8 protein-coding genes and 1 pseudogene are annotated in these 8,392 nt (G+C 64.5%); 2 read left to right on the top strand and 7 right to left on the bottom strand.

The genetic code is table 11. From position 1 onward, the window contains the following. From GNX96_RS25050 to GNX96_RS25040, 3 genes are all read right to left on the bottom strand, one after another. Positions 1 to 2,037: RHS repeat domain-containing protein (locus GNX96_RS25050; protein WP_163569951.1), on the bottom strand; the 2,037-nt coding region annotated here is incomplete at its 3' end. 1 nt (position 2,038) lies between these two features. After that, the gene (locus GNX96_RS25045) at positions 2,039 to 2,677 is read right to left on the bottom strand and encodes a LamG domain-containing protein (RefSeq protein ID WP_163569950.1); all 639 of its coding nucleotides are present in this window, start codon (positions 2,675 to 2,677) and stop codon (positions 2,039 to 2,041) included. Positions 2,678 to 3,014: 337 nt separating this feature from the next. Then, positions 3,015 to 3,623: a DUF6531 domain-containing protein gene (locus GNX96_RS25040; RefSeq protein ID WP_163569949.1), complete on the bottom strand. Its 609-nt coding sequence runs from the start codon at positions 3,621 to 3,623 to the stop codon at positions 3,015 to 3,017. On the opposite strand from GNX96_RS25040, the gene GNX96_RS25035 reads away from it, so the two are divergent. Next, entirely contained in the window at positions 3,616 to 3,996 is a 381-nt protein-coding gene (locus GNX96_RS25035) for a hypothetical protein (protein ID WP_163569948.1), read from the top strand. The genes GNX96_RS25040 and GNX96_RS25035 overlap by 8 nt on opposite strands. Positions 3,997 to 4,133: 137 nt before the next feature. On the opposite strand, the gene GNX96_RS25030 is transcribed toward GNX96_RS25035, so the two are convergent. Beyond that, complete coding sequence (locus GNX96_RS25030; protein ID WP_163569947.1) at positions 4,134 to 4,877, bottom strand: DNRLRE domain-containing protein; 744 nt, start codon at positions 4,875 to 4,877, stop codon at positions 4,134 to 4,136. 388 nt (positions 4,878 to 5,265) lie between these two features. Between GNX96_RS25030 and GNX96_RS55010 the strand changes: the two genes are divergently transcribed. Then, complete coding sequence (locus GNX96_RS55010; RefSeq protein ID WP_279581412.1) at positions 5,266 to 5,394, top strand: hypothetical protein; 129 nt, start codon at positions 5,266 to 5,268, stop codon at positions 5,392 to 5,394. Between the two features lie 855 nt (positions 5,395 to 6,249). Here the strand turns inward: GNX96_RS55010 and GNX96_RS55005 are convergent. From GNX96_RS55005 to GNX96_RS25020, 3 genes and pseudogenes are all read right to left on the bottom strand, one after another. Then, positions 6,250 to 6,441: a hypothetical protein gene (locus GNX96_RS55005; protein WP_279581411.1), complete on the bottom strand. Its 192-nt coding sequence runs from the start codon at positions 6,439 to 6,441 to the stop codon at positions 6,250 to 6,252. 77 nt (positions 6,442 to 6,518) lie between these two features. Then, positions 6,519 to 6,689, bottom strand: a pseudogene (locus GNX96_RS64765) (NUDIX domain-containing protein); the annotation flags it as partial. A 1,071-nt stretch (positions 6,690 to 7,760) separates the two neighbouring features. Beyond that, the gene (locus GNX96_RS25020; RefSeq protein ID WP_163569946.1) at positions 7,761 to 8,390 is read right to left on the bottom strand and encodes a TetR/AcrR family transcriptional regulator; all 630 of its coding nucleotides are present in this window, start codon (positions 8,388 to 8,390) and stop codon (positions 7,761 to 7,763) included. Between the last annotated feature and the right edge of the window lie 2 nt (positions 8,391 to 8,392).

Here is an 8,392-nt window from a genome sequence, read left to right as displayed (position 1 = left end):
GTACCCGGTGGTGGTGACGCGGGAGTCTGGCCGGGGCAGCGTTGCGGCGGTCTGGGTGATCCGGTCGCCCGTACGGGTCGTACGTGTAGCTGGTCTGCGCGCCCAGCGGATCGGTTGTGTTAGTTGGTAGCCCGCGGGTGTCGTAACTGGTGACACTGGTCGGGGTGATCGTCGGGCCGCCGCCGGGCGGGGTGTACGTCGGTTCGGTGACGTCGTCGTCGGGGCGTCGAGGAGGGTGAACCCGGTGGTGGTCAGGGCACCGTTCGGGTCACGCTGGCCGGTCGATTCCCCGAAGGTGTCGTAGCCGTAGGTGGTAGTTGATGTGACGTTGTCGCTTCGGGTTCCGGCAGTCCAGGTGGTCACCGCGGGCTCAGCCTGAGTGGACAGCGCGCCGCTGTTGTCGTACCCGAGCTTGGTGATGCCGCCGTTGGGATCGGTGACGGTGATGGGCAGACCGCGCGCGTCACGGGCGGTGGTCGTGGTCCGCTGATGACTGGCGTCGATCATCTGGCTGGCGGTCAGCACGTTGCCGGCGGCGTCGTACGTGTCGGTGCTGGTTTCCGTCCGGCCCGGGCTTTCTTGGCCTGTGGTGGCGGTCGTGAGGATGTTGCCGTCAGCGTCAGGCGTCAGGTCCTGTTGCCGGTAGGTGGGGGGCGGCTCCGTTGTGGAGCCGGTGGCCGGGATGTTGGTGGTGGAGGTGACAATCTGTGTTTGATTGCCTGTGGGGTCGTACGCGTAGGTCTCGTCGGTGGCGTCCAGTTTCTCGGTGACATGGCCAGCGCCGTCGTAAAAGTAGAGCGACTGGACCACGTCACGTGCCGGTGCCGTGCCGCCCTGGGTGTAACCGGGCAGTATCACCTGTTGCAGGCCGTCGTCGTCCCAGTAGGTGTACGTGTGGGTCACGCCCATCGCGTCGGTGACCTGCGCTAGCCGCCCAGCGGGGTCGTACGCGCGGGATTCCAATGCCAGGCTGGTCGCGGACGGGTCCTGCGGATCGACGCCAGCGCCGTTGGCGGTGGTGGTGAGTAGTTGATGCCGGTCGTTGTAGGTGGTGGCTAGGTGCAGCCCGGTCGCGGTCGTCGCCGAGGTCGGGTCGCCGGCGGTGTTCCATCCGGTGCTGTTGATCTGTCCGCCGGGCGAGGTCGTCGTGGCCAGTCGGCCATGACCGTCGTAGGTGTACGACCAGCCGCGATCCGCGTCGGAACCTGTGAGGTCGCTGGTGTCCAGGTGGGTCAGTTGCCCGTCGTCGGCGTAGGTATATGTGGCGCGTTTTGTATGTGTGGCGCCGGTAATCGGGTTGGTGATAGCGGGGCTGGTGACTATCGCGGGCTGGGACAGGCCGGCGTACGTATAGCTAGTGGTCCCGTAGTCGTGGCTGCCATCGTGTGTGCCGCTTGAGGTGACGCGGCCGAGTGCGTCGTAGCCGTAGTGGGTGACCAAGCCCAGCGGGTCCGTGCTGTCGGTGAGGGCGCCAGTGGCAGCGTAGGCCAGGGTGGTGTGTTGGTTCCGGCGCCCGACAACGGAGACGAGCTGGCCAAATGAACCGGCGGTCGGGTCAGTGCCGTAGGCATAGGTCGTGACCGGGTGTGTGGTGCCGTTGGCGCCAAACGTAGGTTCGGTGACGGTCAGCGGCCGGCCGTTGGTGTCGTATGTGTACGTCGTGCAGTACGTGGTGTCGGTTTGACTCGTGCTGCGCCCGTCGCATGAGGACGTGAGTTTGTCGTTGCGCGGGTCCAGCGGCCCGGCCGTGTTCAGGTAATAGCTGTAGTAGCTGGTTGAACACGAGTTGGCGTCTGTCGTATCCGAGCAGGTGGTCCGAGACAGGGTGTTACCGCGGGTGTCGGTGGTGCGGACAGTGGAGTGGTTGTTTTCGTCGGTGACCCCGGTGGCGAACCCGTCGTCGTTGTAATCCCAGGCGGTCATGGTGTCGCCGTCGGTGCGGCTGACGGGCCGACCGCCGTGGTCCACGTCGGCTACTGAGGTGATGTCCTGGTGGATGTCCGAGTGCAGGGTGACTGATCGCTGCGGCCAGGTCACGTCACCGGGGTTGGCTGGGTCTGGGGTGGTGACGGTGGGGTCGCCCAGGGTCCAGTTTCCGCCGTTGGCGTCGGTCAGTGTGGTGAGGCGTTCGGTGGTGGGCCCGTAGCCGATCTGGGCGTATCGGTGGCCGGGCTGGTCGACGGTGGTGAGTTTCTGGGTGGGAGTGCGAGCGGCGTAGTGCGCGGCGACCTGTGGCGCCCAGCGGGTGCCAGTAGATCGCGACGTCGTCGATGGTGCCGGTGAACGGGTCGTACCCGTCGACCGCGGACGGCCAACTTGTGGTTCGGGTGGTGCCCAGGAACATCTTGGTGATGGCCTGGTGGTCGATCAGCCCGGACAGCGTGCCTTGCGCGACCCCGTCCAGGTACAGCGTCTGGGTGTTGATCGCCCCCGAGATGACGGCGTGGTGCCAGTTCCCGTCGTTGACGGTCGCTGCGGAGGTGATCGGATTGATGCCTCCCTGCCACCATTGGCCGCGTAGTTTCCCGTCTGTTCCCACGTAAAGAACGGGCACGAATTGAGTGGGTGTGGCTGTCAGGGCAGTGTTTTGTTGCCCGAGCAACACGCCGCTACTCGTGGTTTTGAACCACAGTTCCGCGGACAGTGACAGCGCGGGGCTGGCGAGTTTGTCCGGCAATGACGCGGAGCTGGGACCGTTTCCACCTAGGCCGGTGGGGTCGAATCCGCCTGCGTCGAACCCGGCCGCGGTGTCGTCGCCGCCGGTCGCGCCGCTCTCGCCGAGAGGTCGACGTTGTCATAGGTGATCTGGTCTGTGCCGGGCTGACGGGCAACGATGCTGGAACCGGCGGCGGTCCCGGAGTTGTCGTCCAGTCGCCAGTACGCGTACGGATTGTCATCCAGGGCCGTGCTGCGATACCGGGTGCCGGATTGGTACTGGTAGGTGGTGCAGGCTGTCGCCGACAGTGGAGCGCAGGCGGTGGTGAGCGCGCCGTTGGTGTACTGGTAGGTCCAGGTCAGCGGCGGCGCGTTCGGGTTGGCGGGGGGTCGGTGCTGATCGACGTGACGGTGCCGTTGGTCCAGTTGACGTGCAGCGAGCGCCCTGACATCGCGTCGGTGATGGTCGTCAGGTGTCCGCTGCTGTCGTCCGTCCAGGTCTGGGTGTGCCCGGAGGTGTCCACAATGGACACCAGATGTCCCGCGGAGTCGAATATTGTTCGCTGACCACTCGGATTTCTCAGGGTGTATTCGCTGTTCGCTGCCGAGTAGACCAGGGTGACGTTCTGGCCTAGCGGCGGCGCGTACGTCCCGTCGGGGTTATGGCCGAACCGGGTTTCTCGGCCGTCCTGGCCGGTGATCACGACGTTGCCCGATCCGTCGGTGTCGCTGCGAAGCCCCACGTCCAGTAGCGACGACCAGCCTGGTCCGAATGCGCCGGTGGTACGCGGGTCAGCTGAGTTGTATGAGCGGTTCACGGCCAGCGCGGGGCCGGGGACGTTGATCGACGCGTCCTGGGTCTGGGTGGTGTAATTGCCGATCTGCGCGTCCACTCCGGGCGCGCCGCGTGGATCGCTGGTCGCGGACAGATGGCTGGTGATCTCTGGCTGCGGGGCCTCGGTGGTCAACCAAATCGGCGCTGAGGTCGGTCCGGCGGTGACCTGGTCAGTTGCTTGGACCGTCCAGAAGTACTTCGTTCCCCATCTCAGGGTGCCCGCCGGTGGTGTCCAGGTGGGTGCCACCTGCCAACCGGAAGACGCACAGCCGACCGGAGCAGCGGCGGTGCCGCCGCAGATCTTGAACGAGAACTTCGCGTTCGTGGCCGGGGTGGCCTCTGCATACAGGGTCGGTGTCAGCGACGACACCGCCGCGCCCGACCCGGGCTGGTTCGCGGTGACGGTGGGACCCACGGCGCCCACCGTGAACGGCACCACCCCGAACGGCACCGCGTACGTCGAGGAGAAGAAACTGCCCAGACGCGTTTCCCATGTCCAGCCATAACTGATATTGGGCAGGTGGCAATGGTGGCACCGTGATGGTGATCGACGCGTCGCTGCCGGGCGGCAGGGTCACCGTGGGCGCGAACCGGTAGGTGCCGGGGCCGACCACCACTGTCGAGCCCTTCATCACCCGGAACGTCAGCTTCCACGCGCCGTTCGCCGGCCAGGTCGAGGAACCCTCGTTGTAAACCACCACCCCCAGATTCCCGGACTGGTTGGGCGTGACCGGCGGGTTGAAACCGGGTTCCGGATCTCATACGCCGCGCCCTCAGGTTCGTAGGTCACGTCCAGATACGGAATGTTGGCCGCCACACCCGACTGCGCGGACGCGAACTTCTTCCAGTCATTGATGTCCGTGGTGCCCGCGCGCAACGTGAACCCGTACACCGCGGTCTGGCCATGCGACCACTTAGTCATCAGGTCCGCGTCCACCGGGAACCCCTCGCGCGCCGCTGGGCATCCAGAGCTATACCCGTGCGCGAAAGACTTCGTCACCCCGCGGCTGGTGTCGTACGACGCTCCCGGCCACTGCTTGAGCGTCGTCGCAGCCCACGAACCGGTGACCGGGAACATGCTGATCGCAGCCGCCTGACACGAATACGACCAGACCTCGGTCACATTCACCGTCGCCGCCACAATATACTGATTCCGGATCGACGGCAGAACCGAGTTGAAATCGATATACGCCGCAGCGTTGTGCCCACCGGTCGAGTCCGTGTAATGACCGACCTTCAACAAATCCTCACCGGAGTTGTCAGAGGTGTACGGCGACTGCACATAGGTGTCCCCGTCGGTGTTCGTCCGCACCGTCGGGTCAACCACGACCGGGAACTGCCGAGCCGGATCATGCAGCCACCCCGAATCCAGGCTGACCTGAACCACCCACACACCGCCGCGCGCTGGGACAGCGAATACGTCACAGCATGCGAAATCGCGCCATCGTTGGTGATCGGGCTGAGTTTCGAATCCTCCATCCAGCCAGCCGGAATCCACGCCCGCTGCACTCCGGCCGCGTCTTTCAGCACCACGGCACCAGAGCCGGGATCTATCGACGGAGTCAGGCCAGCCAGGGTCAGCGGAAAAGACCACGTCGACGGGGCATCGGGTGACGCGAGGACAATCTTCTCCTTAACGCCGTCGACAGAAGCGGCCAAATCGAGGTTCGCGTTCGGGCGAATACCGTTAAACGTCAACGAACTGCCGTCCGCCGCGGTCACACCCCGGCACAGGAGCGGCGCCGTCGACGCCGAAACCCACCGAGGTGGACCCGGTGGTCACCGTCGCCAACGACGGATCGGTGCCAGTGGTGCCAAAACTGGTCGTGACGCCGGAATCTGCTGGCACCAAACGGCTGGCGCTCGGTTTCAGTCGCAAGTCCAGGGGAAACCATCGCGCCTGACGACTGGTCACGGACATTCGCCGTACCAGCGTAAAAACGAAGCGTGTGAGTGCCGTCCGGGTTCGCGAACTCGGTTTGCCGGGACGTACGCGCACCGGGAACCTCTCGTGACGCCGCGGTCATTCCGGTCGAGGGCGGCGCCTTCTCCGTCATAGCACCGGCGTGCTGTGGCGCGGGCTTCGGCTTGGCCGGCAGAACGGGAGACGAATACTTCGTCTGTGGTGGCACGGCGCCTCGCACCGCGGGAGACGTCACCGTCCCACCCAGGTGCTTGTCGGTTGCCGAAGTGGGAACCCTGCCGAGACGACCGGCAGCCGTCCCAGTCAGCTGCGTCGGGGCGCTCGCAGCTCCACCAGCAGACCGTGCGACAGCCGCGCCAGCCGGTTGTTGAAGTCCCGGAAGGAGCTGAAAAACCAGAAGAACAGCCAGAGCACACGCCAAAAACCGCAAACGAGACATACTCGCCCGCCTTCCCCGTGAAAGCCAGCCAAACGGCCAGCAGAAAGTAACAGGGGGGGCCGGCATTCAGAAGGGACAATCTCAATTCGGCCACAAAGTCATGGAACAAAAGCCTCGTGCGTGTGGTCTAGGTCGAAAATGGTAGCCCAAATCCACCTTGGTCTTGGGTGTGGAACTCTCCGACCGATAGTCAAGATTTCCCTGTGGAATGGTGAAGAAGCCGCCAACCCGTTCCGGTTCGGAACCCAAGGCTTGGCCGCGCACCCATTCAATGGGGAGTGTCGTACCCTCCTGCCACCATGTGCCGCATGCGCTTATCCAGACAGGTGAACCCTAGAGACAGGGCAGTTTCGCGAGCGGATCCGCTGGAGGTGAAGACATTCACCTAAAACCCCCTCAGCCCAGGATGGTGGTCAGCATCTTGATGTGAGCCGGAAAAACGTGGCCGTCGATCTCGGCCAGATGCGTGGTCAGGTCGGTGTAGTCGTTCGCACGTACCCACGCTGCCAGGTCGGCATCATCCAAACCACGTACGGTCGGGAGGTCGGACAAGTGTCCCAGATCGCATTGGTGCAGCGAGGTGACCATCCAGCTTTCGCCCGAGCACCTTGGGTCCTGGACATATTGGGGCCGTCCAGCAACCCATCCGAGATGATCGTCAAGTTCAGGCCGGTCTCTTCACGAAGCTCCCGGACGGCCGCGTCCGCTGATGCTTCGCCGCCGTCCACGAAGCCGCCGGGCATCGCCCATCCGTGGCCATCGCCCCGGCTTACAAGCAGCGCCCAGCGCTGACCAGATGGCGGCTGGGTGACAGTGACCAGGGCATCGGCAGCCAAGGCTTCGCCCCAGTGGCCCAATTGATTGCGGGCCGTTGGATCGCGGGCTGCTCGCAGGGATTAACCGGTCGCCCATCCTCGACTTCGAACCAGATCGCTGCCGCGCGCTGCCGTGGTGGCCAGTCGATTTTGGTCGGATCCGCCTCCGGATCTGCCCACCCCTCCTCAACGCCGCGCGTGAATACCTCAGGCGCTGTGTACTCGGTGACCACCGCGCAGCCCTCCTCTGTCAAACAGGCGGATCTCGTGGAATGAAGCAGGCTAGTTTGTCGATCACACGTACTGCCAGGTGCTGTCCGATTCGCCGGTGATCGGCGGGTATACGGAGCGGCGAAAGCCGGGGCGTGGGGAGCAAGTGGAGCCGGGACCCGACCATCATCGCCGCCGGCGTCGGTCTGCGCTAAACGAGCCCTGTCGGCGTAGGTGCCTGGGTGGGGTGTGTCCGTTCGGCACCGGAAGTCGCTGCGAGTGGTCGTCTGAGTGTCGTCTCGCGAGCTGGCCGCGCCAGTCTCGTTCAAGGAGGGTTGAATGGCACCGTCAGGTATTCCAACTCTCGGAATACCTCGTCTGGCCGGCGCTCGACAGACCCTTGTGACTGACTGTGCCGCCACGAACCAATTCCGTGCTTGGACTGATGGCAGTGCTGCGGTCGGGATCCACTCGCGGGTCGTGCCTGCGCGCAGGCGTGCGGTCTGTGGCGATCGCAGGTGCTGTCACCTAGCCGGAGTTTCCGGCCTTTCTTGATCAACATCGACGTTTCCGCTGTTCAGCAGACACGCGTCATGACCGTTGGTGTATTACCCACCTGCCCGGTCGTCGCCTCAGCTGTACTTGCAGGTCATTAGGTACGGGACCGGCGATGTCCGACTCCAGGCGTTATCTTAGAGGACTCCTTGATCCACATGTAATGGGTAATACGCTCGCGGTGGCTAAAACTCAACGCTCACAGCAAAATCCAGAAGGTCAGCGACGAAGGCCGGAAACTCAGGCTAGGAGGCCGCTGAATAATCCGCGTGTCGCCCCGGCGGCCTCCTAGTTCTGGAGCGTTGTGGTGGTCAGGTTGGTGTGGTTTTACGTGGCGGTCGTCGGCAGGTTTGTGGTTGCGGCGTGGAAGATGCCGGCGGTTGCTAGGCGGATGCGTTGGCTGGCGGTGTCTGGGTCGGGTTGTCCAGTCTCTAGCCAGATGACGATGGCGTCGATGACGACTTGTGGCATCAGGGTGGACGCCCATGTCGCCCAGGTGGGGTCGTTGATCACCTGGCTGAGTTGGCGGTGGGCGGTCGCGCGCATGGTGGTTTGGAACGCGTCGATGTCGCTGCGGAATTCTGGTTCGCGGACGGCGTGGCGGAACAGTAGGCGGAATCCGGCGGGGTCGTTGGTTGCGGCGTGCAGGAGCGCGTCGATGCTGTCGTTGGTGTAGTCGCCGTTCTCGTTCACTTTGACGGCGGCCGTGAGGTGGTCGCAGATCCGTTTGAGTGCGGCTCGGTATAGCTCGGTTTTGCTGGCGAAGTGTCGGTAAACGATCACTCTGCTGATGCCGGCTTGGGTGGCGATCTCGTCGAGGCTGGTGGCCGCGTAGCCGGTGCGCGCGAACGTCTCGGTCGCGACGGCGAGGATCTGGTCCCGGCGGTCGGTGCGCGAGAGTCGTCGTTTGGGCTGGGTCGTCGCCTGGTTCTGCGCGGATGAGTTCGCGACTGCCATCA

It is taken from the genome of Fodinicola feengrottensis (assembly GCF_010993775.1).
Taxonomy (GTDB): Bacteria; Actinomycetota; Actinomycetes; order Mycobacteriales; family HKI-0501; genus Fodinicola; species Fodinicola feengrottensis.
This window is presented reverse-complemented; position numbering and strand designations above follow the sequence as displayed.

Excerpts from the sequence above, each read along its gene's own strand:
- GNX96_RS25020 (WP_163569946.1), bottom strand. The coding sequence starts at position 8,390 with ATGGCAGTCGCGAACTCATCCGCGCAGAACCAGGCGACGACCCAGCCC.
- GNX96_RS55005 (WP_279581411.1), bottom strand. The coding sequence starts at position 6,441 with ATGGTCACCTCGCTGCACCAATGCGATCTGGGACACTTGTCCGACCTC.